This window comes from Streptomyces sp. Ag82_O1-12, from assembly GCF_900182715.1.
In the GTDB taxonomy this organism is placed as follows: Bacteria; Actinomycetota; Actinomycetes; order Streptomycetales; family Streptomycetaceae; genus Streptomyces; species Streptomyces massasporeus.
In genome coordinates this window covers 2,646,606-2,672,448 of record NZ_FXUW01000001.1, presented here as the reverse complement: position 1 = coordinate 2,672,448, position 25,843 = coordinate 2,646,606, and the positions used below count along the sequence as shown (strand labels likewise).

The 25,843-nt window shown below is 73.1% G+C and carries 22 protein-coding genes and 3 pseudogenes; 11 read left to right on the top strand and 14 right to left on the bottom strand.

All coding sequences use genetic code 11. The annotated features are described in order from the left end of the window. The first annotated feature begins 567 nt into the window (after positions 1-567). From QOL88_RS12290 to QOL88_RS38835, 4 genes and pseudogenes are all read left to right on the top strand, one after another. Positions 568-2,004 carry a carboxylesterase family protein gene (locus tag QOL88_RS12290; protein ID WP_097222962.1) on the top strand — a complete coding sequence of 479 codons (1,437 nt, stop codon included), beginning with the start codon at positions 568-570 and terminating at the stop codon, positions 2,002-2,004. 59 nt (positions 2,005-2,063) lie between these two features. Continuing rightward, positions 2,064-3,086, top strand: a complete 1,023-nt coding sequence (locus QOL88_RS12285) for an alcohol dehydrogenase catalytic domain-containing protein (RefSeq protein WP_179878844.1) — start codon at positions 2,064-2,066, stop codon at positions 3,084-3,086. 4 nt (positions 3,087-3,090) lie between these two features. Then, positions 3,091-3,870, top strand: a pseudogene (locus QOL88_RS12280) (aldo/keto reductase); the annotation flags it as partial. Then, positions 3,782-4,066: pseudogene (locus tag QOL88_RS38835) on the top strand (cyclophilin-like fold protein); the annotation flags it as partial. The pseudogenes QOL88_RS12280 and QOL88_RS38835, both read left to right, overlap by 89 nt. 108 nt (positions 4,067-4,174) lie before the next feature. Here the strand turns inward: QOL88_RS38835 and QOL88_RS12275 are convergent. Next, a complete protein-coding gene (locus QOL88_RS12275; RefSeq protein WP_097222961.1) occupies positions 4,175-5,020 on the bottom strand; it encodes a helix-turn-helix domain-containing protein in 846 nt (281 codons plus the stop codon). A 237-nt stretch (positions 5,021-5,257) separates the two neighbouring features. Here QOL88_RS12275 and QOL88_RS12270 point away from each other — a divergent pair, with 237 nt between their 5' ends. Genes QOL88_RS12270 through QOL88_RS12260 form a run of 3 tightly spaced genes read left to right on the top strand, consistent with a single transcriptional unit; the run spans position 5,258 to position 6,229 of the window. Next, a complete protein-coding gene (locus QOL88_RS12270; RefSeq protein WP_097216465.1) occupies positions 5,258-5,653 on the top strand; it encodes an MmcQ/YjbR family DNA-binding protein in 396 nt (131 codons plus the stop codon). Continuing rightward, positions 5,650-6,018, top strand: coding sequence for an MmcQ/YjbR family DNA-binding protein (locus tag QOL88_RS12265; protein WP_097216464.1), 369 nt, complete (start codon positions 5,650-5,652; stop codon positions 6,016-6,018). Before QOL88_RS12270 ends, QOL88_RS12265 begins: the two co-directional genes overlap by 4 nt. Further along, positions 6,008-6,229: a hypothetical protein gene (locus QOL88_RS12260; RefSeq protein ID WP_179878713.1), complete on the top strand. Its 222-nt coding sequence runs from the start codon at positions 6,008-6,010 to the stop codon at positions 6,227-6,229. Before QOL88_RS12265 ends, QOL88_RS12260 begins: the two co-directional genes overlap by 11 nt. Before the next feature lie 228 nt (positions 6,230-6,457). On the opposite strand, the gene uppS is transcribed toward QOL88_RS12260, so the two are convergent. The 4 genes from uppS to QOL88_RS12240 all read right to left on the bottom strand — a co-directional run bounded on the left by uppS (position 6,458) and on the right by QOL88_RS12240 (position 10,471). Further along, the gene (gene uppS, locus QOL88_RS12255) at positions 6,458-8,356 is read right to left on the bottom strand and encodes a polyprenyl diphosphate synthase (protein ID WP_257027728.1); all 1,899 of its coding nucleotides are present in this window, start codon (positions 8,354-8,356) and stop codon (positions 6,458-6,460) included. Positions 8,357-8,423: 67 nt separating this feature from the next. Further along, the gene (locus QOL88_RS12250) at positions 8,424-9,389 is read right to left on the bottom strand and encodes a YihY/virulence factor BrkB family protein (RefSeq protein WP_097216463.1); all 966 of its coding nucleotides are present in this window, start codon (positions 9,387-9,389) and stop codon (positions 8,424-8,426) included. Positions 9,390-9,459: 70 nt separating this feature from the next. After that, the gene (locus QOL88_RS12245; RefSeq protein WP_031111933.1) at positions 9,460-9,702 is read right to left on the bottom strand and encodes a DUF6411 family protein; all 243 of its coding nucleotides are present in this window, start codon (positions 9,700-9,702) and stop codon (positions 9,460-9,462) included. 70 nt (positions 9,703-9,772) lie between these two features. Next, entirely contained in the window at positions 9,773-10,471 is a 699-nt protein-coding gene (locus QOL88_RS12240) for an ANTAR domain-containing protein (protein WP_097216462.1), read from the bottom strand. A gap of 188 nt (positions 10,472-10,659) precedes the next feature. Between QOL88_RS12240 and QOL88_RS12235 the strand changes: the two genes are divergently transcribed. After that, positions 10,660-11,016: an STAS domain-containing protein gene (locus tag QOL88_RS12235; RefSeq protein WP_257027726.1), complete on the top strand. Its 357-nt coding sequence runs from the start codon at positions 10,660-10,662 to the stop codon at positions 11,014-11,016. After that, the gene (locus QOL88_RS12230) at positions 11,013-11,966 is read left to right on the top strand and encodes an anti-sigma factor RsbA family regulatory protein (RefSeq protein WP_097216460.1); all 954 of its coding nucleotides are present in this window, start codon (positions 11,013-11,015) and stop codon (positions 11,964-11,966) included. Before QOL88_RS12235 ends, QOL88_RS12230 begins: the two co-directional genes overlap by 4 nt. A gap of 45 nt (positions 11,967-12,011) precedes the next feature. On the opposite strand, the gene QOL88_RS12225 is transcribed toward QOL88_RS12230, so the two are convergent. The 7 genes from QOL88_RS12225 to QOL88_RS12195 all read right to left on the bottom strand — a co-directional run bounded on the left by QOL88_RS12225 (position 12,012) and on the right by QOL88_RS12195 (position 21,832). Further along, complete coding sequence (locus QOL88_RS12225; RefSeq protein WP_097216459.1) at positions 12,012-13,049, bottom strand: rod shape-determining protein; 1,038 nt, start codon at positions 13,047-13,049, stop codon at positions 12,012-12,014. A gap of 171 nt (positions 13,050-13,220) precedes the next feature. Next, positions 13,221-16,484 (bottom strand): SAV_2336 N-terminal domain-related protein, encoded by a 3,264-nt coding sequence (locus tag QOL88_RS12220; RefSeq protein WP_101927778.1) that lies wholly within the window; start codon positions 16,482-16,484, stop codon positions 13,221-13,223. Beyond that, complete coding sequence (locus QOL88_RS12215; RefSeq protein ID WP_097216458.1) at positions 16,474-17,481, bottom strand: AAA family ATPase; 1,008 nt, start codon at positions 17,479-17,481, stop codon at positions 16,474-16,476. Before QOL88_RS12215 ends, QOL88_RS12220 begins: the two co-directional genes overlap by 11 nt. 98 nt (positions 17,482-17,579) lie before the next feature. Further along, a complete protein-coding gene (locus QOL88_RS12210) occupies positions 17,580-19,268 on the bottom strand; it encodes a VMAP-C domain-containing protein (protein ID WP_097222959.1) in 1,689 nt (562 codons plus the stop codon). A 32-nt stretch (positions 19,269-19,300) separates the two neighbouring features. After that, positions 19,301-19,708, bottom strand: a complete 408-nt coding sequence (locus QOL88_RS12205; protein ID WP_257027725.1) for a CU044_2847 family protein — start codon at positions 19,706-19,708, stop codon at positions 19,301-19,303. A gap of 100 nt (positions 19,709-19,808) precedes the next feature. Further along, positions 19,809-21,026, bottom strand: coding sequence for an MFS transporter (locus tag QOL88_RS12200; RefSeq protein ID WP_179878843.1), 1,218 nt, complete (start codon positions 21,024-21,026; stop codon positions 19,809-19,811). Further along, positions 21,023-21,832, bottom strand: coding sequence for an alpha/beta fold hydrolase (locus tag QOL88_RS12195; protein ID WP_097222958.1), 810 nt, complete (start codon positions 21,830-21,832; stop codon positions 21,023-21,025). Before QOL88_RS12195 ends, QOL88_RS12200 begins: the two co-directional genes overlap by 4 nt. Before the next feature lie 62 nt (positions 21,833-21,894). On the opposite strand from QOL88_RS12195, the gene QOL88_RS12190 reads away from it, so the two are divergent. After that, a complete protein-coding gene (locus tag QOL88_RS12190) occupies positions 21,895-22,302 on the top strand; it encodes a MerR family transcriptional regulator (RefSeq protein WP_097216456.1) in 408 nt (135 codons plus the stop codon). Positions 22,303-22,356: 54 nt separating this feature from the next. Next, a pseudogene (locus tag QOL88_RS12185) lies at positions 22,357-22,990 on the top strand (transposase); the annotation flags it as partial. A 41-nt stretch (positions 22,991-23,031) separates the two neighbouring features. On the opposite strand, the gene QOL88_RS12180 reads toward QOL88_RS12185, so the two are convergent. Next, positions 23,032-24,372, bottom strand: coding sequence for a carboxyl transferase domain-containing protein (locus QOL88_RS12180; protein WP_097216455.1), 1,341 nt, complete (start codon positions 24,370-24,372; stop codon positions 23,032-23,034). Next, entirely contained in the window at positions 24,365-25,810 is a 1,446-nt protein-coding gene (locus QOL88_RS12175) for an acyl-CoA synthetase (RefSeq protein WP_097216454.1), read from the bottom strand. The genes QOL88_RS12180 and QOL88_RS12175 overlap by 8 nt, the downstream gene beginning before the upstream one ends. Positions 25,811-25,843: the final 33 nt, after the last annotated feature.

Genomic DNA, 25,843 nt, shown 5'->3' with positions numbered 1-25,843 from the left:
AGCGCGGCGGCCGTCTCTGCCAGGGTCTGGAGACCGCGGGATGTGGACAGGAGGACGTCGGCCGACCGCGATCGCGAGCCGGGCGAGGCTCGTGACGAACGACGGCCCGCTGTGCCCCGATCTCACCGCCGAGGTCTGGTTCTGTGCAACAGCTCCCTGGGCCGGGCCGCCCTGACGACCGGTGACAGCTGTCCGGGCCAGGAGTGCCGCCTCCTCCTGCGCATCTCCCTCGACCGCCTCAGCAGCCGCAACACCGCACCCCTAGGGAGTACAGCTCTCACCGCAGCGGGCGCTGTTCGGGCGAAGACGCCGGATCAAGAAGAAGAGACCGACCTCTTGCGGGAGGTCAGGCCGGCCCGTTGGCCGACGATCCGGCCGTCGGCCATGCAGGAGAAGCTCATGGCTTGCACCGAGATCCTGTTGCCGAAGTGTCACCTGGTGACCATCGGGTGACCGCCACCCGCCGGGCGTTTCGCCGGATCCCTGGAAACGATGGGAGACGTCACCGCGAGCAACCAGCCGCCGAAGCACCGCGCGAACACCCGAATCGCGCTGGAAGGACATGCCTTGACCGCCACCGCTCCCAAGGCCCCGACTGCACCCCGGGTGCGGTCCTGGTGGGGAATCCCGTACGCCACCGCCGAGCGGTACCGTCGCCCCGTGGTCGCGGATTTCGATCCGAACCGTCCCTATGACCGCAAGGGCGTCGTCTCTGTCCAGCCCGACAGCGGCGACTGGCTGGAAGCGGACAGCGGGATGGGCGAGGACTGTCTGAACCTGAACGTCTGGGCTCCTGAGCAGCCGGCCGGGACGGCGCTTCCGGTGGCCGTGTACATCCACGGCGGCGGATTCGAGTACGGCGCGAACACGCAGATCACCTCGAACGCCTCCGGCCTCGCCGCGACGGGGCGCGTGGTGGGTGTGTCGGTCAACTACCGGCTCGGCGCGCTGGGTGCGCTCTCGCTGTCGCAGTACGGCGGGCGGCTCGCCGAAGCCAGCAACCTCTGTCTGCAGGATGTCATCGCCGCACTGACCTGGATCAAGCGGAACATCGCCCACTTCGGTGGCGACCCCGACAACGTCACCGTCTACGGCCACAGCGGCGGCGCCTATGCCACCTTCGGGCTGCTCGGCGCCGCCTCCGCAGGCGGCCTGTACCGGCGACTGGCCGGCTTCTCCGCCGGGCCCTCGCGTCTCCAGCCGGCCTGGTGGGCCGAGGAACTCGCCCACCGGTTCGTCACCGAGCTCGGCGTCGCGGACGACCCGGAGAAGCTGCTCGACCTTGATACGGCCTCCTTGGTGGCCGCCCTGCACAAGGTCACCCCGACGGACCTCGGAGTCCGTGGCGGGATGGACAGCAAGAGCCTCGGCGTCGTCCTGGACGCCGGACAGCCCGGCGCGGTGCTGCACGCCCACCCCATGGACGAACTCGCCTCGGGCGCACACCGTGATGTCGACGTGCTGCTGAGCATGGCCAGTGACGACATGGGCTGGTGGGTGGCGAACGACCTCGACCGGTTCGACCCGCACACCGTCGACCGCATCGTCGACGAGGTCGCCGGGTGGCGCATTCCCCGCTCCCGCGCCAAGAAGATCGTCGACGCCTACGACCAGGGCGGCCGCACCCCTGCCGAAGTCCGCGCCGCACTCCTGTCGGACTACATCTTCGGGCTCCCCGCAGCCCGCGGCGCCCTGGCGCACACCGCGGCGGGCGGCAACGCCCATCTCCTTCTGATCGGGCCCGCCGAGGGCGCGCCCGCCGTGCACGGCACCGAGATGTACGCGCTGGTCGGCCAGGAGCGGCCGGGCCGCAGCGCGGAACAGGCCGAGCGTGACAAGCGTATCCGCGACATCGTGCTCGACTTCGCCACCGGCGAGCAGCCCCGGCTGTGGCCCGCCGTCACGAACCGGCCCACCTCGGAAAGCGTCGGCAACCCTCCCTTCGAGGCCACCACCCACTATCAGCAGGCCCTCGACCTGTGGGAGGGCATCGACCGCCCCTGACAGGCATCGGCTGATACCCAACCGCGCACCACGGGGGCGAACAGAGTGAGGAATCCGGCATGAGCCAACCGACAGCAGCCGGCGAGGCCGCACCAGCCACGATGCGGGCCGTCGTCGTCACCCGGCCCGGCGGCCTCGACGCACTGGAGATCCAGGATGTGCCGGTGCCCGCACGAAAGCCCGGCTGGGTGCGGATCAGGGTGAAGGCGTTCGGCGTCAACGAGTCCGAGGTCACCACCCGCAAGGGCGAGTCGGATGCGGAGGTCGGCTACCCGCGTGTGCCCGGCATCGAGGGCGTCGGCGTGGTCGATGAGGCCGATGAGGACAGCGGGCTGCGGCCGGGACAGCAGGTGGCCACGATGATGGGCGGCATGGGCCGCTCCTACGACGGCACGTACGCCCAGTACGTGAGCGTTCCGGCCGGGCAGGTCATCCCGTTCGAGTCCGGTCTGCCGTGGGAGGTCGTCGGTGCGCTGCCGGAGATGTTCCAGACCGCCTACGGATCGCTGACCACCGGCCTGGACCTCAAGGCCGGGCAGACGCTGCTGATCCGCGGCGGCACCTCCACGGTCGGGCTGAGCGCGGCCACGATCGCGAAGGACCTCGGAGCCACCGTGCTGTCCACCACCCGCAGCCCGGAACGGGCCGGGGACCTGCGGGCCGCGGGCGTCGACCATCCCCTCGTCGACAGCGGCACGATCGCCGACCAGGTGCGCGAGCTGATGCCGGAGGGTGTCGACGCCGTACTGGAGCTGGTGGGCTGCTCGGTCCTCGCCGACACCCTCCGCACCGTCCGCCGGCACGGCACCGTCTGCTTCACCGGAGCCCTGGCGGGCCAGTGGACGATCCCCGATTTCAGCCCGTTCATGATCCCGGGCGGGGTGCGGCTGACGTCCTACGGCGGTCAGGCAGCCGACCTCCCGGCCGACGTCTTCGCCCACCAGCTCCAGGCCATCGCCGCAGGACGCCTCAACGTCCCGGTCGCGAAGGTCTACCACGGCCTGGAACAGGTCCGTGACGCCCAGGCCGACGTCGAGTCCGGCACAACGCCGGGCAAGCACGTCGTCGTCCTGGACGACTGAGGCCCGGGACTTCCGCGACGAGGTGGTCCTCGCGACCAAGTTCGGCTTCGACATGACCGCCCCGGCGCTCAGCCCCGGCTTCAACAGCCGCCCGGAAAACATCCGCAAGGTCGCCGAGAACAGCCTGCGCTACCTGCAGAGCGACCACATCGACCTCTTCTACCAGCACATCTCCGACCCGGACGTTCCGGTCGAGGAGGTCGCCGGCGTGGTCGGCGAACTGATCACCGAAGGCAAGGTGAAGTACTTCGGTCTGAGCAACGTCGGCCCCCAGTACATCCGGCGCGCCCACGCCGTCACCCCGGTCTCCGTGCTCCAGTACGAGTACTCGCTCTTCGAGCGGGAGGTCGAGGAGAAGATCCTTCCCGTTCTGCGGGAACTCGGCGTCGGCCTGGTGCCCTACTCCCCGCTCGGTCGCGGCTTCCTCACCGGCCAGGTCAAGCCCGCCGGCGAATACCCCGCGGACGACATGCGCAGCTGGGACGAGCGTTGGCAGGGCGAGAACTACACGTACAACCTGCACGCCACCGAGCAGCTCAAGGACCTGGCCGACACCGCGGGTATCACCGTCGCCCAGCTCGCGCTGGCCTGGCTGCTCGCCCAGGGCGAGGACGTCGCGCCCATTCCCGGCACCCGCAGCACCAAGCGCCTCGAGGAGAACGCCGGCGCCACCGACGTCCAGCTCTCCGCCACCGATCTGGCCCGCATCGCCGAGATCCTTCCCCACGGCTCGGCAGGCAGCCGCCTCCCGGCCGCGATGCTGTCCAGCTTCACCACCGACTGAGCCGCCACTCCACGCGGCCCGCACGGGCATCAAGCGCGAGGCGTACGGTCACCTGTCCCGGTCTCTCGCCGTGGGAGGCGAGCCGCGGTTCAGCTACGAGATCGGCGACATCGCCTACTGGTCACCTGGCCCCGACATCGCCGTCTGCTATGACCACGACGGCGAGTCCATCCCCGACCCCGGCATCGTGATCCCCGGGAAAATCGACCACTTGGGGCCGATGCTCTCAAGAAGTACGGCGGCGCGGTCGACGTCGCCATCGAGGCCATCGACTGAGACCCAGCCGGAAACCACCGAGATCTCGTCAACCAAGGGAGCGAGGGGGGAGAATCGGGGATTCGCCGGCCGCGAAGGCGGACGGGGTGAGGCCGGTGCGGTCGCGGAAGAAGCGGCCGAAGTTCGCGGGATCGGTGAAGCCGAGGTGCACGGCCACGGTACGGGCATCCCATCGGGCTCCTCTCAGCAGGCGCCGGGCTTCGAGGAGGCGCCGCTCGTCGATGAGTTCACGTACTCCCTTGCCGGTGGCGTCTTGGGCGGCGCGGCTGAGGGTGCGGACCGAGCAGCCGAGCAACTCGGCGTAGTCTGCGGCTTGGTGGAGTTCGCGGAAGTGCAGCTCCAAGGCGTCCAGGAAGCGCCGGTACCGGTCGGCGCGGCCCGCGTGGGCCGTGGCCGTGCCGATGGGGGCGATGCCCGGGGAGTCGGCCAGGCGCAGCAGCAGTGATTCGAGCAGGCTGCGCCGCAGGGCGTGGTGGATGTCGAGGGGGCGGCGCCCCAGGGCGCGGTGTTCGTCCAGGAGCTGGAGTGCCGTCTGCTGGAGCCAGGCGGTGTCGTCGGGGCGCGGGCTGAGCACGGCAGGGGCCTCGTGCGCGGTGAGCGGGGCCAGAAGACGGGCTACGTCGGGCCGCACTACATCCGGTTCGAACAGGATGAACGGGCCGCGGGCCGCGCCGGGCGGATGCCAGCACTGCGCATGCCCCGGACGCACCCACAGCCACTGGCCGGCGGCGACCGTCCGCGTGACGTGATCGACGTCGTGGAGCAGCTCACCCTCGGTGACCGCGATGAGGTAGTGGAAGGTGGCACGGCCTGGACGGGGCGGGTTCCACGGCCAGTCGTCGTGCTGGGCGAAGAAGTCCTCGACGGTGCTCACCTCAAGGCCGTAGGGAGTACCGACCGGGGGCTGGAAACCGTACAGCGGAACCGCAGCCGGTCCGGCCGTGCTTCCGCTCGGGTCGCGGTGTCGCTTGTCGACCATCACGTGTCCGCAGCCTAGCGCCCTTCCGATCGGCTGCGGCGGAAGGATGGGACGTGCCGGCGCGCCCGCGCGGCGCGCTCCGCGCCTTCTGCGATGCCGCAGCCCGTCACCACCTGAGGAGGCTCACCACCCATGAATGGATCGGCCTTGCACAAGATCGCCGCCGACTGCGCGGAGGAACTCCCCGGGGCCCAGCTGGAGCACCCCTTCGGCCCCGACTGGGAGGTCTACAAGGTGCGCGGCAAGGTGTTCATGCTGATGACCGATGTCCCGGGGCGGCCTGTCGTGATCCTCAAGGCGGACCCCGGAGAGGCCTACGCCCTGCGGGAGCAGTACAGCCACATCACCCCCGGCTACCACATGAACAAGAAGCACTGGATCACCCTGGAGAGCGGAGAAGGCGTCGACGAGGAACTCGTCAGGGAGCTCGTCACCGACTCCTATCGTCTCGTTGTCGCTCACCTGCCCAAGGCTGAGCGGCCTGTCGACCCGCACACCTACGGCACCGGCACGCGGGGGGCCCGGTGAGCGCGGCGGGTGCGCGGCTCCAGGGCACCGCCCGCCGGGTGGCCCTGGCCCTCCCCGACGTCAGCCACGGCTACCCCTTCACCCCGGGACTCGACGTGTACAAGGTCGCGGGGAAAGTGTTCCTGATCGTCACCGACGACCCGGACGAACAGATCATCACGGTCAAGTGCGAACCCGAACACGCCCGCGCGCATGTAAGCGGCTACCCCTCGATCTCACCGGGCCGCTACCTCGACAAACGCCACTGGATCTCGCTCGGGCCTGGCCCCGGCATCACCGAGCGGCTGGTCACCGACGCGGTCGAAGATTCCTACGACCTGGCCGCCGAGCGGCTGCCGAGACGCGACCGCCCCCGTGTCCGATGAGCACCGCGAGCTTCCCCATGAGCGGCTGAGCCACACCTGCCTGCTGTTCGTCGACGAGATCCACCGCTTCAAGCGTGCCCAGCAGGACAGCTTCCTGCCCTACGTCGAGGACGGCACCGTCCCCCTGATCGGCGCCACCACGGAGAACCCGAGCTTCGAATTTTTGCGGCGGGCCTGGTCGCCGTGCTGCCCCGCTCCCCGAATGGCGTAGAGGCTCTGCCTCAGCACCCGGGGAGAGCCTCCGCGCGGTTGGAAAGGGAGTCCGCTGCGGGCGGGGTCGAGATCGCCTCCCGAGCTGGGGCGCTGGTCTTCGTTCCCGGCCGGATCAAGCTCCGCCCTGGCCGTGCGTCCGCAGGCCCCACCGCGCTACAGGCGCAGAACCGTTTCTACTCGCGGGAGAGCGAGAAGGGCGGTGCCGCTCCTGAGCGGCTCATCCGGTTCACCCGCCCGGCCCCGCAGCAGGGGCCGTCGAGCAGTGGGCTGCTGACGGTCCGTCGGTGGGGGACGTGGCCGGGGTCGCGCCGTGGTGGCGCTGGCGGTGGGTGTACGCGGTGAGCGCCTGCCAGAGGTCGCGGCGGTCGGTGTCGGGCCAGAGGCCGGGCGTGAAGTGCAGCTCCGCGTAGGCCGTGTGCCAGGGCAGGAAGTTGGAGACGCGCTGTTCGCCGCCCGTGCGCCAGAGCAGGTCCACGTCCGGCAGGTCCGCCAGGGGCAGGTGCCGCGCGAAGTCGTCCTCGGCGATCAGGTGGGGCTCCAGACGGCCCTCCCGGGCCCGGCCGGCCAGGGCGGCGGCCGTGCGGGTGAGCTCGTCCCGGCCGCCGTAGTCGATGCACATCGTCAGGGTCAGGCCGGTACGGGCGCGCGTGGTGCGCTCCCTCAGGTGGAGCACGTCGACCAGGTCGGGGGGCAGGCGGCCGGCGCGGCCGTGCCAGCGCATCCGGACGTCGAGGTCGCGGAAGGGGTTCTCGGCCAGTTCGCGGCGCAGCAGGTCGAGGATCGCGTCGACCTCCTCCGGGTCGCGGTGCCAGTTCTCGGTGGAGAAGGTGTAGAGCGTCAGATGGCGCAGGCCGAGGTCCAGGGCGCCATGGACCACCTCGCGGACCGCGGCGGCACCGGCGCGGTGGCCCTCGTGCCGGGGCAGGCCGCGCTGCTGGGCCCAGCGGCCGTTGCCGTCCATGATCACGGCGACGTGGGCGGGCAGATCGCCGGGCGGGATCTCGGGGGGCCGCGCGCCGCTCGGGTGGGGCGGCGGCAGCCGGAAGGTGCCGGGGGCGGGTGCCGGCCGGGCCGGTGCCGGGGGCCGGTGGGCGCCGGGGTGTTGCGGCGGCGGCACCGTCAGCGGGGTCAGGCTCCAGGCCAGGGCCGCGCGGGTCCGGGCGGGGGCGAGGATGCGGGCCCGGGTGCGCAGCGCGGGCCGGGGCGGCGAGCGGAGCAGGGCCGGACCCGCGGCGTCGATCGCGTCGAGCTGGGCGCGCAGCAGGGCGGCCATCGTGTGCAGGACCGTGGCGGGGCCGGGGTGCATGCCGCGGGTGAGCGACTCGTGGCTCACCCACTGGCGCGCCAGGCCGGTCAGGTGCGTGATCAGGGCGGCGACGGCGGGACTCCAGCGGCGCCGCGCCAGGTCGGCCGCCGACCCGGGGTGGAGGTCGAGGGCCTCGGCGGGCAGCAGGAGGTCGCCCTGGGCGAGGTCGGCGGCCAGGTCGGTGAGGATGTCGGTGAGCCGGACGCCGTCGAGGAACTCCTCGTAGGTCTCCCGGGTGTCCAGACGCAGGGCGACGGGGATGCCGGCCCGGTCGAAGACCGTGCGGACCAGGCCGAACCAGGGCAGGAGGTTGTCCCGGCCCCAGGTGCGCCACTCGGCCCAGTCGGTGAAGTGCCTGCCGCCGGTGTCGTCCTGGACCTGGGCCATGGCGTCGCGCAGCTCGGACAGGTCCAGGCGCCAGCGGTTCGCGGTGTCCACCAGGGCGCGGCGGACCGGGTCCGGGCTCGATCCGGTGGGCAGTTCGCGGTGCAGGGCGGTGATCCAGGCCCCGACCCGGGCGGCCCGCTCGGCGGCGGGCGCGGTGCGGTCGTCGCCCAGGTCGTCCAGGGCGTTGGCGGCCGCCCACAGGGCGTGCAGCGCCGGGCGCAGGGCCGCGGGCACCAGCTGGATCAGCGCGTACTCCGCCGGGTCCTCGTCCTTCGTCCGGCGCCGGCACAGTCGGTAGGCCGCCCGCAGGGCCGGGTCGTCGCCGGTCACCGAGGGGCCGGCCGGTCCGGGGGGTGTGGGGGTCGCTTCGAGGTCTGCCGGTGCTGTGGTCGCGGGGGGCACGTCGCTGGTCGCGGGGGGCACGTCGCTCACACCGAGGACGATACGTCCTGGTTCCGCGCGGTGATCACAGGGGCCGGGCGCGCGTCAGCGGTGGACGTCACGGGCCCGGTCCCGGGTCCGGGTGCACGGCCTCGGTGATGCCGGCCCGGGCCGCCTCCAGCTGAGCGGCGAACGCGATGCCGAGGAACAGCACCACCCCGGTCAGGTTGGCCCACAGCAGCAGGGCGACGAACGCCGTCAGCGGCCCGTACACCGCGCCGAAGGAACCGCTCTCGGCGACGTAGAGGGCCAGCAGCCAGGTGGCCGTGATCCACAGCACCAGATGGACCGCCGAGCCGAACGCCAGCCAGGTGTAGCCCGGTTGGTCCCGGCGGGGCGCCCAGCGGAAGATCACCGCCGAGGCGACCCAGGCGAGCACCACGCCCAGGGGCACGTCGAGGGCGCCCCACCAGCCGAGCCAGGTGCGGGACCAGCCGTAGGTCTCCACCACCGCGCTGCCGACGGCGTCGCCCGCGACGAGCACGAGGAATCCCAGCACCATCGGCATGCCCGCGGCGAGGGCGAGGAGCAGGGAACGGCCGTACTTGGCCAGGAAGGGCCGGTCGCGCTCGATGCCGTAGATGCGGTTGGCGCCCCGCTCGACCTGGGCCATCGCCGAGGCCAGGTTGAGTACGGCGAAGGCCAGGCCCGTCCACATGGCGACGGCGCCCCAGACGCCGGAACCGGCGCTGCGCTCGGTGCCGTCGAGGGCGTCCTCGATCAGCTCCGCGCTGGCGCCGGGCACGATCCGGCCGAGGGTGAGTTCGATGATCCGCCCCACGCTCTCGGTGTGCACGGTGGTGGCGACACCGACCAGGGCGATGGTGAACGGCACCATCCCGAGGACCACCTGGAAGGCGAGGGAGCGGGAGTTGCTGAAGCCGTCGGCGTAGCGGAACCGGGTGAACGCGTCGACGAGCAGCCGACGGCCCCCGTAGCGCCGCAGCGCGGTGAACGCCTCGTCCCCGGAGAGTTCCTCCCCGATCATGTCCCGCGTCTGCGGGACATGCACTGCGGTGCCCATCGAGAAGGTCTCCTTCTGCCTGCCCTGCTGTACCGGACCAGCATGCCTGGCGGTCCGGCCGGGCGGTATGTCAGAAGGGCATACGACCACGCGTGCGGCGGCCGGCCGAGCCGCTGCGGCTCACCGCGCGGGAGCTCGTGTGGAAGGGCTTGCTGAAGAGCCTGCCCAGGACGCCGGGGGCCTTGCTGCCGGCGCGGGCGCCCGCGCCGAGCGAACGCTGGGTGCCGCGCTCGGGGTGGCGCGAGAGACGGGGGACGAGGAAGGCGAGCACGGCCAGGAGCACGCACCCGGCTATGACGACCGCGATGATCACGAGTAACTCCCTTACTTGGTTGGGGAGGTACGGGTGCCCCGTCGTGCCGCCTCCATGTGGCCTTCTCCGTTCAGCCCCGGCGGCGCCGCGCGACAGCCTGTTGCAGCGCCGTGCGCAGCTCGGGGGACGGCGGGGGGCCGTCCGCTTCCGCGCTCGCCGTCACCGCCGCCGCGACATCGCGCAGTTTGGTGTTCGACAGCTGGGACGTCTCGCGCAGGATGTGCCACGCCTCGTCGGACGTGCAGCCGTGCGTGGCCATGAGGATGCCCCGGGCCTGGTCGATGACCGGGCGGGAGGCGATGGCCTGGCGGAGCTGCTCGACCTCCTCCTGCAGCACGTGCAGGCACTCCGCGCGTTCCAGGGCGACCGCCGAGGAGGCGGGAGCGGTCGGCGGCCCGTCGGGAACCGGGCCCGTGACGGCCAGACCGGTCAGCGGGTCCGTCGTGTCCAGGCCCGCCAGTTCCAGGATCCGGCGCGGCTGGCCGTTCCAGTTCGTCGCCGTCACCGTCAGCGACCGCTGCCGGCCGTGGTCGGCCAGCACGTCCAGGAACTGCAGACCGGCCGTGTCCATGAAGTGCACGCCCGCCATGTCCAGGTCGACCCGGGTGACGGTGGCCGGCATACCGGCCAGGGTCCGGGCCAGGACGTCCGCGCAGCCGTGAACGAGCTCACCCCGCGGGGTGAGCTCGGCGCGGTCCGCGTCGACGCGGCCACGGATGACCAGGGTGTCCAGCCCTCCCGTGAGATGTGGTGATGCCGCTGAGGTCATGTCACCGCCTTGTCGTCCTCGTCGGTCGTGTTCGTCTCGCTCGCCGGACTGCACCACGTCACTCGCCCCCGTGGACGTCGGTGTGAGGTGCGCCTGCCCGGCGTACGGCGTACTACACACCCTTTGGGGGAATGAGCTTTCGTCGTACGGGTACGAGCGCAGTGGTCCAGAAGCGTCGGGAGAGGGCCTTGAACACTCGGCATCAGCTGTCGGAGAGCGGCCCTCGCGGCCCGGTGCCGGGCCTCGCGGTGTTCCCGCTGGCCGGGCAGCAGGGCGTCCGGGCGGCCGGCGAGGTCGGCCTGACGACCCGTGCGATCTGGGAAGGCGTACTGGAACAGGCTGTTCGCGAGGATGAAGACGTGTACTACCTGGAGCTGTCCGGCGTGACGTTCGTCGACGTCGCGGGCGCCGGCGCGCTCGCGGCCGCCGCCGGGCAGCTCCGGGACGGCCGGCGGTTCGTGGTGCGCAGGCCGCCGCCCGCCCTGCGGCGCACGCTGGACCTGCTGTGGCCGGGCCAGAGGGGAATCGAGGTGTCGACGTCATGACCACTGCCGTCACCGAGCCCTTCGGGCCCCTCGACCCCTTCGCCCACCCCGCGCTCTTCTACCGGGACGAGCAGGAGTACCTCGACGGCACCCTGCCGTTCGTGCACGACGGCCTGGACGCCGGAGAGCCGGTCGCCGTCGCCGTGCCCGGCAAGAACCTCGCCCTGATCAGGGACGCGCTCGGGGACGCCGCCGGAGCCGTGCGGCTGCTGGACATGCGCGAGGCCGGACGCAACCCCGGGCGGATCATCCCCGGCGTGCTGCGCGCCTTCGCCGACGCCCAGCCCGCCGGCCGCCGGGTGCGGATCATCGGCGAGCCCGTCTGGGCGGGCCGCTCCGACACCGAGTACCCGGCCTGCGCCCAGCACGAGGCGCTCATCAACGCCGCCTTCCGGGGGCGTACGGCGACGATCATGTGCCCGTACGACGTGGCGCGGCTGCCCGAGCACATGGTCGCCGACGCGTACGCCACCCACCCCGCCGTCATCCACCCCGGCTCCCGCACGGCGCGGGACAACGACGCGTACGCTCCCGAGGACGTCGTCAGCCGCTACAACGAGCCGCTGGCGCCGGTGCGGGACGCGCTGACGTTCTCCTTCGTCTCCGACTCGCTGTCCCATGCCCGGCACGTGGCCGTCGGGGAGGCCGCGCGGCTCGGCCTGGCCGGCGTGAAGCTGGACGACCTGGCCCTCGCCACGGCCGAGCTCACCACCAACAGCGTGGTGCATGGGGGTGGTTCCGGCGTGCTGCGGGTGTGGGCCGAGGACGGGTACGTGGTGTGCGAGGTCCGCGACGAGGGGCAGCTCGCGGACATCCTGGCCGGACGCCGGCCCGTGCCCCGCGAGCAGCGCGGCGGGCGCGGGGTCCTGCTGGTCAATCTGATCGCCGACCTGGTGCGGGTGCACCGGAGCGACACCGGGACGACCGTGCGCTGCTGGTTCGCCCGCTGACCGGCGCCTGACGCTCAGGTGCTCGCCGGGTCCGGCGCCTGACGCTCAGGTGCTCAGCGGGTCCAGCGCCAGCGGCGCGATCCGGCCCTCCAGCATCGCGCCGAGACCCTGCACGGCGCACACGTCCGGGCGCTCGGCGATGTGCACCGGCATGCCCGTCGCCTGACGCAGCATCTGGTCCAGGCCCGGCAGCAGGGCGCTGCCGCCGACCATCATGATCCCCCGGTCGCCGAGGTCGGCGACCAGGTCGGGCGGGCAGGCCCGCAGTACCTTGCCGATGCCGTCCAGGATCGCGGTGAGCGGCGTCTGGATGGCGTCCCGGACGGCCGCGGTGTCGACCTGGACGGAGCGGGCCAGGCCGGTGGCGACGTCCCGGCCGTGGATCTCCGTGGAGGCCGGGCCCTGCGCGGTGAGGCCGTTGCCGGACAGGGCCAGTTGCAGCGGCCGTACCGACTGGCTCGGCAGCATCAATTCGTGCTCGTGGCGCAGGTGCTGCACGATCGCCTGGTCGACGGCCTCCCCGCCCACCGGGATGCGCTCGGCGGTGACGATGGAGCCGAGCGACAGCACGGCCACCTGGGTGGCCGCCGCCCCGCACACCATGATCATGGTCGCCTCGGGCTGCTCCACGGGCAGCCCGCAGCCGACGGCGGCGGCGATGAGCGTGTCGACCAGCTCCACACGGCGCGCACCGAGGCCGACGAGCGTCTCGATCGCGGCGCGCTGGGCCAGCGGGTCGGCGTCGTGCGGGGTGCAGGCGGCGGCCCGCAGGATCGGCTTGCGGCGCAGGCCGCGGCGCATCTTGTCGCCGAGCAGGTGCCGCAGCATGCGCTGCGCCATCTCGATGTCGACGACGGTCCCGCCGGAGACCGGCCGGACCACCCGGATGTAGTGCGGGGTGCGCCCCGTCATCTTCTCGGCGAGCTCGCCGACCGCGATCAGCGCGCCGGTGCGGGTGTTCACGGCGGCGGCGGACGGCTGGTCGACGACGAGCCCGGCGCCCTTGACGTAGACGCGTGTGCGGGCCGCCCCCAGGTCGACGGCGAAATGGCAGCGGCGCAACTGCTCCAGACTGGCGGTCATGGCAGGTCCTCCCGAGAGCACAGACCGTGGGGGGCCGCCAGGTGGCGGGCCTCGCAGACGTGGGTCCGCCGGGTCGGCGGGCCTCTTTTCGCATCGTGCGCGGCAGGGAGCCGGGCCGCCTTTCGTGGGGGGCCGGGCGGGGTGCCGCCGAACGGGGGGTTCGCCGTCTCGTCACAGGGAGTGCGCGGCCTCCAGCAGGGGCGCGAGGGAGGTCACGGTGGTCTCGCAGCCGGCCTCGCGCAGCTGCCGGTCGGTGGTGGTGTTCCGGGCGAGGCCGACGAAACGCAGCCCGGCCCGCTGGGCGGCGGCGAGCTCGGCGACCGTGGAACCGATCACCAGGCCCGTCGCGGCCGACCCGGCGCAGGCGTCGAGGGCGCGCAGCATGCAGTCCGGGTGCGGGGTGAGCAGCGCGAGGTCCTCGGCGCGTCCGTGGACGCCGGCCACGGGCAGGGCGCCGTAGGGCCGCAGATAGCGGGGGACGGCCTCGGCGCAGACGTCCGTGATGACGCAGACGCGGCGGCCGGAGGCGTGCAGGGTGCGGACCAGGGGCGCGGAGTTGTGCGTCGCCGGGGCGTGCGGCACCGCCCGCAGTTCGATCTCGTCCAGGCGTTCGCGCAGCAACGGCCCGAGAGGGTCCCGCGCGAAAGCCCGCAGCACGTCCAGCGGATGGGCGAACGTCTCCCGCACCGCGCCGGGCAGGGCGTGCCGCGCGTCGCGGTGCTCGTCGACCAGGGCGAGCAGGCCGAGCACGGCCTCGCGCGCGGCGCTCGCCGAGAACAGACGGGTCATCGGGCCGTCGAAGCCGACCAGGACGGTCTCGGCCTCGCCGAGGAGCCGCGGCAGCGGGAGCTGCGCGGGCGCGGCCACCTGCGGTTCGGGCAGGGCCGCACCCTCCCGGTCCAGTTGTACCGACGCCGTCACCGACAGCCCGGGCACCGGCCAGCGGCGCAGTCCGGCGTTGACCGCGCGCTGGGCGGCGCCCGCCCGGCGCAGCGGATGCCGGCGGGTGATGCGGGCAGCCTCCTCCAGCAGGTGGTCGAGCAACGGCTCGGACACCCGGCCGACCTCGGCCCGCACGAAGGCGACCGGATCCTCCACGTGCCAGGACAGCTCGACCGCGGCGGCGAAGACGCCCTTGCCGGAACTCGGCAGGGAGACCTGGTGGTGGGCCTGGTGCGTGGTGAGGTCGACCTCGTAGTACGTCACGAGCCGCGTCTTGCCGTCGCCGTGCGGCCGGGCGGGATTGAGGAGGGTCAGCGGGCCGTCGGGCCGGGTGTGGACGACGGCCGTGCGGCCCGGGGCCGGTATGCCGAGCCGGCGCAGGTCGCGTGTGATGAAGGGGCCCTGCACCAGGTCGCGGGCCTCGGGCTCGGGGGTCGTGGCGGGGGACAGCGGGCAGTACCAGGCGACGGGCGGGGTGTCCGTGGCGCCGCCCTGGTAGAGGGGCTGGAAGCGCTGGGGGCCATGGGCGGCCGAGCTGGCGGCGAACTGCTCGTAGACGGCCGGGGAGACGATCACCTGGATGTCGGCGGGCACGGGCGGCGGCTCGGGCGGCGGGACGGGCCGGTCCCAGAACGTGACGGTCAGGGGCGGTGGGTCCACGAGTCCGGTGAGCACCTCGGGCAGGCCGCGCAGGACGGCGACCAGCACGGGGAGGAGGTAGGTGCCGGGCTCGGTGTGGACGTCGTAGCCGCTGCCGCGGACGCGTACGTCGAACCGGTGGGGGGCGAGCGCGCCGCGGGCGAGCATCTCGTGCACCGCGTACTCGAGGGTGATGCGGGCCTCGGGGTGGCCGGTGAGGTCGTCGGACTCGAAGAGGATCGTGGGAGCGGCGGTACCTGTGTCCGATTGCGGGTCCGTCCCGCTTAGCCGCCGCACGGTCTCCGCGCTGACCGTCGCGAACGCCGGGCCGGCCTCGCCGTGTCCGTCGCCCGTCTCGGCCCGGAACTGACCTGCCGCGAGCCCCGCGCGCTCGTCGATCAGGCCCCCGACCCGGGCGAGGAACTCCCGGGTGCGACCGCGGGCCGTGCGGGGCAGTGAGCGCAGCAGCAACTCCCGTACGCCGGGCCGGAACGCGTAGGAGCCGGAGGGGCCGGGGACGGAGGTGAGCATGCCGCTGAGGATCACCTCGGCCAGGTGCTGGGGGCGCGGGTCGCGGTCCAGGGTGCGCTGGACGAGACGCATCACCGGCACCGAGGGGACCGCCAGCGCGAGGTGCCCGGCCAGACGGAAGGCCTCGGGGGAGGCGGTCGCGCGAAAACGCAACACCAGGTCCTCAGGGGAGGCGGTGGTGAGGTCGGGGGCGGGCTCGGCGGGGGGTGCGGGAGCGGGCGGCAGCCAGGCCACCGCGCCGGGTGTGCGGCCCCCGCCCGGGTCGGCGAGCAGGGCGGCCCAGTGGGCGAGCCAGGGGGCGCCCGGTTCCAGGACCGGCAGCGGGAGAGCCTCGTACGGGGGCGGAGACGCGTCGTACGGGGTGAACGCGAGGGCCGCCGTGGGGGCCGCGGTGGTGGGGGCCGTCAGCAGGCCCGGCTCGGCGAGCAACGCCGTTGTGGGCCACAGGTGTTCGGGGAGGGGCTGGACCACGGCGAGCGGCATGCGGTGGGCCCAGTTCCGCAGGGTGCGGTACCAGCGCTCGCCCGCCTCGCCCGGGCGCCACTGCGGGCCCATGCAGTCGCTGACGACGAGGGTGGCCGTGCGGCCGTCGTCGAGGACGGGGACCTGGCGGGCCCGGCCGTCGGGCGTGGCCGGGTGCAGGGTGACCGTGCGGAAGATGCCCGACTGGGCGAGTGCCGCGTGCAGTTCGCTCACCAGGGGACGCCAGACCGGCATGGTGGGGCCGGTGTCGTGCACGAGGTTCAGGCGCAGCCAGCGGTCGGGCGCCGGGCGCAGCACGGGGAGCCACACGTCCGGGTGGGCGCCCAGCCGCGCGATCCGGTCGGCCGTCGCGCGCTCGTCCAGCAGGCGCGCGTGCGGGGAGGGCATTTTGCGCTGCAGCGGACGCAGGGCGCGTTGCAACGCGAGGGGGTGGGGGAGCATCGGGGGCGCGGGCGCGAGGAGGGGCGATCCACCGGCGCCGGGACGGTGCTGCGAACCGTCCGGGGACCTCGGGGCGGGGAGGCGGAGGGGCACGCGGTCGTGAGCGGGCCGGACCGGGGGCTCGGTGGGGTGCGCGGGTGCGGGGGCGGCGGGTGCCTGCTCGGCGGGGCCGGGCGGGTCTCCTCCGGTGGCGGGGGTCTTCGGAGCGGCCGGCCGGCCGGTCTCGGGCTGCCCGGCCGGGGGCTTCCCGGCGCGGGGCTCCTCTGCCGGTTGCTCCAACTGGCGTGCCAGCCACAGCAGTTCGGCGATCTCCCGGGGCGTCGGAGCGGCGCCCGCCGCCGAGAGGGCCGCCGCCAGCCGTGCGACCGGCGACGGCCCGGATCCGGCCTCAGAAGCCATCGCCGTCGGCCGCCGCGCTGAGGTACGGCATCAACTGCTCGGCGAGGTCGTCGCGCGACTCGGCGTCCAGGCCCGCCACTCCCGTGAGGTAGAGGGCGTTCAGCAGCTGGTCGGTGGCCAGTTCGCCGCCGGCGGCCCGCTCCAGGAAGCGGCTGATCAGGCGGTCCGCGTCATCGCTCGGCGTGTCCAGATGGGCCCGGACGATGTGGGTGAGCTGGTCCCGGCCGGGGCGGCGCAGCTTCAGCCGGACGCAGCGGCGCAGGAAGGCGGGCGGAAACTCGCGCTCCCCGTTGCTGGTCAGCACGACGAACGGAAAGGCCCGGCAGCGGACCCGGCCGCGGCGGACGGCGACCGGCGTGTCCGTGCCGTCGGCGAGGACCTCGGCGGTGCCGTCGCCGGAGTGCCGGGCGGCACGGACCAGTTCCGGGATCTCGTACTGGCCCTCCTCCAGGACGTTCAGCAGGTCGTTCGGCAGGTCGAGGTCGCTCTTGTCGATCTCGTCGACGAGCAGCGCGCGGGGCCGGTCGTAGGGGAGCAGGGCGGTGCCGAGCGGGCCGAGCCGCAGGTGGTCCTCGACACCGCCGGGTCCCTCCTGCCCTTCCCGGGCCGCGTACAGCCGGGACAGCGGGTCGTACTGGTAGAGGCCGTCCGCCAGCGAGCTGCGGCTGGTGATGTTCCAGCGCAGCACCGGGCCGAGCCGCAGCTCGCGCGCCACCGCGTAGGCGAGGGACGACTTGCCGGTGCCGGGTGGGCCGGTGACGAGCAGGGGGCGGCGCAGGCAGAGCGCGGCGTTGACGAGCCGGACGCTCTCCTCGCCGGCGACGTACGACCTCGCCCGGTGCACACGGTCGGGGGAGACGGCCGTCGCGTCGTCGCCGTCGTGGGGCGGCGGCAGGGCCGGCCCGCCGTCGAAGGCACGCCAGGGCGGCGGGGCGGGCAGGTCGGCGATGCCGTCGTGCGGCTCGTTGCGGCCGGTGTAGACGGACCAGTGCGGCATGGGGAGTGGTCTCCGCTCTCCGTTTTCGTGCGGGTGTTTCCCGAGACGCCTCGCGTGCGGGTGTCTTCCCGAAGCGCGTCGCCTCGCGTGCGGGCGGGTCAGGCCACCGGCGACCTCGCGTGCGCGGGCGTGACGGCGTGCGGGTCGGCGAAGAGCCGCGGGTCGTCCCAGAGCAGCTGGATGCCGTGGGCCCAGTGGTCCTCCTCGGCCAGCGCCTCCTCACGCAGGGCGAGGACGTGGCGCGGGAGTTCGGCGGGCGGTACGGCCATGACGTGGGCGTCGAGCGCGTCGAGGAACACCTTGCCGGTGCAGCCGTCCGCCCCGGCGCACTCCTCCTGCCCGGAGCCGCAGCCGCCGCGCGACCACACGATCACCGGGGCCGGAGCGGTGAGCGAGACGTCGAAGTGGGGCCGGGTGCGGGCGGCGGCCGGGGCGGTGCCGAACCCGGCGAGGCAGGCGTCGCTCTGCCGCAGCCGCAACCGCAGCCGCCCGGGCTCCTCCGGCCCGCCGCACTCCACCCGGTGCATCCGCGCTCCCGGCCAGGAGTCCAGACGCTTCCACGTCCGGGTCAGCACGTGCCGGGTGCTGGCCTTGCGGCGGGCGTGGTCGGTGACGACCAGCGGGTAGACGCAGCCGAGCGGTGTGTCGTCGTCCGGGGCGCTCTCCCAGCGGTCGACCGGCCAGTCCAGCCAGTCCCGGGGCAGCGCGAACGCGACCAACTCGTCAGCGCCGGGCGTCAGATGACGGAAGGCCGCCTCGATCCCCTCCTGCACGTACGCGTGCAGCCGGTGTTGCTCGACCGTGCCGGACTCGACGGGGTGCCGCCGCCCCTCGCTGTACGCGGACACCTCGACCCGGACCAGGCCGTCGCCCGCCCCGCTGTGCCCGAGCTCCACCAGGATCGGCGACCAGTCGGGTGCCGACGGCTGCACGGCCGGGGCGTGCAGCAGATCCTGGAGCCGGTCGGCGAACCGGGCGACGGTGCGGGCGGCGCCCGGGCCGTCGAGTTCGCACAGCACGAACAGGGCCGCCGACCACAGCGAGTCGAACCCCTCCTGCGGCGGCGGGGGGTCGAACGGGTCGGCCGCCGCCGTGTACAGCCGCGCCGGGTCGCAGTCGACGCCGGCACGGGCCGCCTTCTCGACCAGGGCGCGCAGCCGGGCCCGGTCGGCGCCGGTGTGGTCGGAGGTGGGGACCAGGCTCTGCAGGTCCGGCCAGTAGCGGGCCATGACCTGGGTGGGCATCATCCGGCCGGTGCGCACCTCGCCGCTGCCCGAGTCGGCCGTGACCAAGCCCACGACCTCGCCGGTGTCGGCCAGGGTGACGGCGGCCCCGCTGAAGCCGGGGGCCAGAGGCTGGCCGCCCTGGTGCCAGGCCTCCAGCTGGAACCACTCGCGTCTGATCAACTGTGGTGCCGTGACCCGGCATTCGGCGAGGGTGCCCTCGTCCCAGCCGTCCGGGAAGCCGTAGACGACGAGCCGTCGGGCCGTCGGGCCGTGTGCCGCGTCGACCGGGGCCAGCGCGGCCGGGGCCATCGGCATCTCCCGGTCCAGCTCCAGCACGGCCAGGTCGCCGGGGTCGGTGACACCGCCGCTCCAGCCGCCGTGCGCGACGACCCGGGCGGGGACGGCCGGGGTGCCGGGCCGTTCGGTGAAGGTCACCGTCAGGTCCTCGCCGTCGCCCACGACATGAGCGCACGTCAGCACCGTGCGCGGGGTGACCAGGAAACCCGCTCCGGCCACCCGGCCCCGTAACTCGATCCGGGCGTGCCACTCGGCGCTGTTCAGGGCGCCCGTCGCCGCACTGTCCACGGCGTTCCTCATGAGGCGGCGCCGGCCCCCGGAGCGGACGCGGCATCCGGTGTGACGGCATCCGGTGCGGGCGGGACGTGCGGCGCGGAGGCGGCCTCCGGCGTGGACGGGGACCAGGTCAGCTTGACCACCAGATGGCCCTCGGCGGTGCCCTTGGCGATGAACGCGCCCGTCTCGGCGGCCAGTTTCACCCCGAACTCGATCTCCACGCCGTCGGGCCTCAGCGAGCCGTCCCGGAAGACTCGCAGCGCGGACTCGGCCGCTGCCCGCACTCCGTCCAGGGCGCCCTCGAACGTGCGGGCCGCCTGGACCGTGCCGTCGCCACGGGAGACCAGGCGCGAGCCGGACCGCTCCTCCACCGCCTCGACCGCGACCACGGCCCCGTCACCGGTCTTGAACTCGACCAACCCGTCCACGACACCCCCGTCGTCCGATTGCGCTGGGCAGCACCATTGTGACGGAAGGTACGTGAGACGTGGAGGGCAGCACCTGTTTCTCGCGGAGACGGCCCGTCGTTCACGCCGGGGAGGCGTTCCGGTCCTGCACGCACCAGTGTCTGCTTGAGCGCCACGCTATCGCCGCGGCTATGGAGACCGCTGCGAGCGCCACCCAGCCGAGCGCTCGAACTCCGGCGATGGCAAGCGCAGCGCCACCAGCCAGGGCACCTCCACCGATTCCCAGATTGAAGGCGGCGACGTACCAGGACGAGGCTGTGTCGTGAGCCGTGCCGGCGATGCGCAGAACGGTCGCCTGCAAGCACACCGGTGCGGCTGCGAAGGCCATCCCCCAGACGGCGACAGCCACAACGGCGACGGGCGTCAGTGAAGCTCCGAATGCCAACAGGCCGATCGCCAGCGCCATCGCTCCCGTGGTTCCGAATATGGCGGCGGACGGCGCGCGGTCCACCCAGAGACCCGCAAGCCACGTGCCGCCGAGCCCTGTTACGCCGTACGTCGCCAGGAGCGCGCTCACTCCGGCGCCGTCCGGTATCCCCATGCTGTGGAGCAGCGGGGTGACATAGCTGTACAGAGTGAAGTGGCCAAGCACGAGCACCATCGTGGTCATCACCAACGGAAGGAGACCAGGCAGGCGCAGTGCATGGGGGCCTGGGTCGGCTTCTAGTGGATTTCCTGGAACCGGAGGAAGCACTCTCATGGCCACTGTCAGCATCAGCAGCGCGGCGAAGGCCACCAGCCAGAAGGCTGCTCGCCAGCCCACGGCGTCGCCCAACGCAGCGGTCAGGGGGACGCCGAGGACCAGTGCTCCGGAGTTTCCGGCGAAGACGACCGCCGTTGCTCGGCCCGGTCGTTCCGGAGGGGCGAGAGCTGTGGCGTAACCGGCCACGATGGACCAGAACACGCCGTGCGCGGCACCGCAGACGAGCCGTGCGACAGCCAGCAGCGCAAAATTCGTCGCCGCACCGGAGAGGACCGCACCCGCGGCGAAGATCCCCACGACCGCGAGAAGAAGATGCTTCCTCGGCCAGCTCGCGGTCCAGGAAGTCAACGCGGTCGCAGTCATTGCCACCGTGAAGGCATAGGCCGTGAGCAGTGTCCCCGTCTGGGACTCGGACACCTCCAGACTCGTGCTGATCGTGGACAGCAAACCGACAGGGAGCATCTCCGTGGTGACCACGATGAAGGTGGCCAGGGCAAGGACGGCCAGGCCGCCGCGGTGCTTTCCCAGGGGACCACGCGGCGCAACGGCCTGGCCCTGCGCGTCCATAGCGGTCATGCGGAAACAGGGCCAAGAGACGCGAGGAAACGGCGTACGTGGCCGAGCCAGAGCGCCCGGTTGTCCGCGTCGAGGATGTGCCCTGCTCCGGGCAGTTCGATCAGCGTGGCGCCCTGGATTCCCGCAGCGAGGCGGCGGGAACTCTCCGGGAGCACCAGACGGTCTCCCGTCGGCGCGAACACGAGGGCGGGGGCCGTCACGCCGGTGAGGTCGCCGCGGACGTCCACGCGGGAGACAAGGTCGAAGTGGTCGAGCATGCCGGGAGGCATCGACGCCTCCACCTGCGCCACCGCCTCCTCCACGTCGGTCGGCGACAGCCCGTTCAACTGGCTCTCGGACAGGCACGCCAGGAAAGCCAGCCGGGCCACCTCCGTCCACTCGCCCGCCTTGCCGAGAAGGGCGATCAGTCGGGAGGCGTGTGCGAGGACTGGATCGGCCACGGGAAACCCTGCTGTGAGCACCAGTCCTGTCACCCGTTCGGGATGGCGGGTCGCGGCACGCACCGCGATGGCGGTTCCCAGGGACTCTCCAAGGATGGCGAACGTCTCGTGGCCGCGTGCCACAGCGGAGGCGACAAGGGCGTCTGCGAGCTCGTCGGGATCGAGCGGTTCGGTCGCGACCGGTGTGCCGCCCGCTCCTGGGTAGTGCGGACCGATCAGCGTGTGGTCCCGCGCCAGATCGTCGAGCACCAGCCCGAAGTTGCCTTCGATACCGCCGCCGGCACCATGCGCCAGCAGCAGGGCAGGGCCGCTGCCCTGCACATACACATCAAGATTCCGCTCGAGAACGGCCTGTTCAGCACTCATGGATACGACGCTAAACTCCGACACCGGTGTCAGAGTCAAGTCGCCGGGAGAGGCAGCGTCCCATGCGTATGAAGGAGATGGTCCAGCGGACTGGAGTGCACGAACGACTCCTGCGCTATTACGAACAGCAGGGGCTGCTCACCCCGACCCGACTTCCCAGCGGATACCGGGAGTACAGCGACGCAGACGTGGAGACAGTGCGCCGTATCCGCCGCCTCCTGACGGCCGGCCTCTCCACCACCGTGATCGCTCGAGTCCTGCCCTGTGTTGCCGACGACATCGACCACCTGGTCCCCATGTGTCCGGACCTGGTCCGTCAGCTCCAAGGCGAACGGCAGCGGATTACACAGGAGATCGAGGCCCTTCAGGCATCACGGGCCATGCTGGACACGGTACTCGACGCAGCTCCGTCAGCCCTCGCGAGCGAACAGCCGACCGGGGGTGCAACACCCTCCCCAGCAGCCGCTTAGTCCGCTCGGAACAGCCGGCCGGCCCACTGCTGCCAGGGTCTGCGACCGCGCCTGTCTGAGCCGTCCTCGGTGCGGGTGTACCAGGACAGTCTCGGGCACTGGTAGGGCTCCTTCGTCGGGCCGGCCGAGGTGCAGCCGCTGCCGGGGAACGGGCGCGTACTCGGTGTCGACTGGGGCGTGGAGGAAACCGCGACCACCACCTCCGACGCGCACGATCCTCCCCACGCCGAGCACGGCAGATAGTCCCAGCGAAGCTGACCCGGTACGACCGGATGATGGCCCGCCGCAGGCCGAAGAAGGGCCAGCCCGGATCGAAGGGCCACCGCGAGGCGGCGAAGCTGCGGGCGAAGGCGTACAAGAAGGTCGCCAGGCAGCGTGCCGACACCGCCCGCACGTGGGCCACGAGCGTGGTCCGGGACCACGACGCTGTCGCGGTGGAGGATTTCCGTCCGAGGTTCCTGGCCAAGAGCACCATGGCCCGCAAGGCCGCGGACGCCGCGATCGGCGCCACCAGGAAGGCCCTGGTCGAGACGGGCCGCAAGCACGGGCCTCCACCTGCACCGCGTGCGGGTACGTGTCCCCACGGGACAAGAACTCCGCACGCGTGATGCTCCACCGGGCTGGTCTCAACCCGGCTGGTGCCGATGGCGCAAGACCTCCTGGAGCGCTGCTCCGGGAGGCGGCCTGAGCCGGAATCCCCTCCTTCCCGGAGGGGAGGATCCAACGAACTCACCCACCGACCGTCCCCCGGATCACCCCCAGCTCCACCAGGTCCTGCGGCCGGATGCGGAGTTGGTCCGCCGTCGACTCGACCTCGCGCGGGGGCCGTTTGAGGATGGCCGCGGCCAGTTCCGGCGCGATCACCGAGAAGTAGCTGTCGGGTGTGGCCCACGTGTTGCCGGGGGCGGCCAGGGCCAGGGCGCCGCCCGAGCCCCCCTCGCCGATCACCAGCGTGGTCACCGGGGTGCGGACACTCGCGACCGCGCCGAACAGGTCGGCGATGGCCGCGCCCGCGCCCTGCCGCTCCGCCTCCGCGTCGTTGGCCGCGCCCGGGGTGTCCACGAGGGTCAGCACCGGGATGCCGAGCCGGTCCGCGAGGCGGATCAGCCGGGCGGCGGTGCGGTATCCGGCGGGGCGGGTCGCGGTCCCGGTCTGCGCGGCGTACGCGACCGTACGGCCCTCGTGCGTGCCGAAGCCGCACAGTATGCCGTCCGGGTCGGTGCCGCCGCAGCGGTCGCCGCTGATCGCCGCCCTCTCGGTGAAGTAGGCGTCCAAGTAGGCGTCGGCGCGCGGCCGTTGCGGGGAACGGGCCCGGCGGACGGCGTCCCAGCCGGTGACGGGCAGGACGGCGGACTCGCCGAGCGGTTCGGGCGGCGGGGCGGGCGTGGTGGACGGGCAGGTCAGCAGCCGCAGCCACCGCCCGAGCGTCTCGCGCAGCTCCTGAGGCCGGACGACCGCGTCCGCCGCCCCGGCCGCGACCTGCGCCTCCGCCGTGTACGCCGCCGGGTCCGCGGCCGGGGGCCGCACCCGGGACCCGGCGAAGCCGACCTGGGCCCCGGGCAGCGCGAGCACCACGTCCGCGCCCGCGCCCAGGGTGGCCCAGCCGCCCCCCGTCGTCGGATCGCGCAGAACCGCGACCTGCGCGAGACCGGCCTCCCGGGTGAGCGCCGACTGGCGTGCCACCCGCTGGAGTTGGGTCAGCGCGAGCATGCCCTCCTGCATGCGGCTGCCGCCCGTCGCCACCAGGGGCACGACCGGGAAGCGCCGTTCGCGGGCGTAGGCGTACGCCGCCTCCAGCCGGTCGCCGGTGCGCTGACCGAGGGAGCCGCCGAGGAAGCCGAACTCGAACGCGATCAGCACGGCCCGGACACCGCCGACGCGGGCGGTGCCGCAGACCACGGACTCCTGTTCGCCGGTGCGTTCGGCGGCCCGGGTCCGGGAGTCGTCGTAGCCCGGCCAGGCGAGCGGGCCGTCGGGCCGCGACTGCCGTGCCGGGGCGGGGAGTTCGGCGAAGGTGGCGTCGTCGGCGAGGGCGGTGACGATCTCGCGCGCGGAGAGGCGCTCAGCCATGGGCCAGCGCCCGCTTCATGATCTTCCCCATGTCGTTGCGGGGCAGCGCGTCCAGGTGGTGCACGACCCGCGGCCGCTTGTGCGGCGCGAGCCGCTGCGCCACATGGTCCGCCAACTCCTCCAGCGTCGGGGGCGCCTGGGGATCCGCCGGCACGATCCACGCCACGATCCGCTCGCCCAGGTCGGCGTCCGGCTCCCCGGTGACGGCCGCCTCCCGCACCCCGGGGTGTTCCAGGAGCGCGTTCTCGATCTCACCGGCCCCGATCTTGTAACCGCCGCTCTTGATCAGGTCGGTGGCCTTGCGGCCGACGATCCGGACGTAGCCGTCGGGGTCGCGCACCGCCATGTCGCCGGTGCGGAACCAGCCGTCGGCGGTGAAGGCGGCGGCGGTCGCGTCGGGGCGGTTGAGGTACTCGGTGAAGAGGTTCGTCCCGCGCACCTGGATCTCGCCCACCGTCTCCCCGTCGTACGCGGTGACCTCCGAGCCGTCCTCCTCGACCAGCCGCAGCTCCACGCCCGGCAGCGGCACGCCGACCGTGCCCGGGCGGGCCTCGCCGTCGGCACGGACGCTGGTGTTCATCAGCGTCTCCGTCATGCCGTACCGCTCGATCACCCGCCGCCCGGTCGCGGTCGCGATCCGGCCGTGGTCGTGCACGGGCAGCGCGGCGGAACCGGAGATCAGCAGCCGGGCCCCGGTCAGCGCCTTCACCAGGTCCGGGTCGCTCGTCACGGCCTCGGCGATGCGGTGGTACATCGTCGGCACGCCGAACAGCATGGTCGCGCCGCCGTTCAGCTCGCGGGCGACGCCCTGGGTGCTGAAGCGGCCCAGGTGCCGCACCGATCCGCCGCGCCGCAGCGGGCCGAGGGTGCCCAGGACCAGGCCGTGCACGTGGAACAGCGGCAGCGCGTGGACGAGGACGTCGTCGCCGGTCCACTGCCAGGCGTCGGCCAGCGCGTCCAGGGTGCTCGCGACGGCCCGGCGCGGGATGACGGCCCCCTTGGGCGGGCCGGTGGTGCCGGAGGTGTAGACGACCAGGGCCGGGTCCTCGTCCGCGGCGCGGTCCTCGGGGGCCGGGCCGGTGGCGCGTACGTCGACGTCCACGCGGGTGAGGTCCCGCAGGGGCGCGGGAAGCAGGTCGTCGGGAGCGGTGAGCACGAGTTCGGGGGCGCTGTCGGACAGGATGTGCCCGAGTTCCTTCTCCCCGGACTTGGGGTTGAGCGGCACGGCCGGGACTCCGGCCAGCAGCGCGGCGACCACGGCGACGGCCGTCTCCATCGTGGGCGTCGCCCAGACGGCGACCCGCGTGGCTCCGCCGATGCGGCCCGTGAGCGCTCCGGCCGCGGCGGCGAGCTGCGCGTAGGTGAGGGAGCGCTCGCCGAACCGGAGGGCCGGACGGTCGGCCGGGCTGTCGGTCAGGGCCGGGAAGAGAGGGGGCACGCGTCACATCTCCTTGACTGTTGCCTGCTGTTG